1 protein-coding gene and 1 pseudogene are annotated in these 549 nt (G+C 61.7%); both read left to right on the plus strand.

The window, feature by feature from the left end:
• On the plus strand, positions 1-229 hold a 229-nt coding region (locus ACLFKU_RS43970; protein ID WP_410853421.1), incomplete at its 5' end, for a hypothetical protein.
• Positions 144-549, plus strand: a pseudogene (locus tag ACLFKU_RS43975) (IS5 family transposase); the annotation flags it as partial. The gene ACLFKU_RS43970 and the pseudogene ACLFKU_RS43975, both read left to right, overlap by 86 nt.

Below are 549 nucleotides of genomic sequence, written 5' to 3' on the forward strand. Positions count from 1 at the left end.
GTCGTCGTCATTCATCGCTCGGCTTCACGTCGCCAACTCAGTTCATGCAAGACTGGCTTGCGGCTCAGCGGACAAAGGATACGGCTGCATAACCCCGGACCTCTGGAAGGCGAAAAACCGAGGGAAGTTCATCCAGAAGAAAAATCAGCAACGAACTGCGGGCGGCGCTGGAACTGTTGATTCCGGCATTTACGCCGTCACCGAAAGGCGGCCGTCGGCGCACAGTTGACGACTGCGCAGCACTGAACGGCATCCTGTATGTCCTGCAAACGGCATCCCATGGGAAGACCTGCCGCAGGAACTGGGTTTCGGCAGCGGCTGCTGGCGACGGCTACGAGACTGGCAGGCCGCAGGCGTGTGGGAGCAGCTGCATCTGGCAATGCTTCGCCGGTTGCGTGAGCACGACCAGATTGATTGGGAACGGGCGAGCCTCGATGCTGCCAGTGTTGCCAGCCCCCGGGGGCCAGGAAACCGGCCCCAACCCGACAGACCGGGGAAAGCTCGGGTCGAAACGGCACATCGTTGTAGACGCGCGCGGCATTCCACTGG

This window comes from Paraburkholderia sp. EG304, from assembly GCF_046543485.1.
GTDB lineage: Bacteria > Pseudomonadota > Gammaproteobacteria > Burkholderiales > Burkholderiaceae > Paraburkholderia > Paraburkholderia youngii.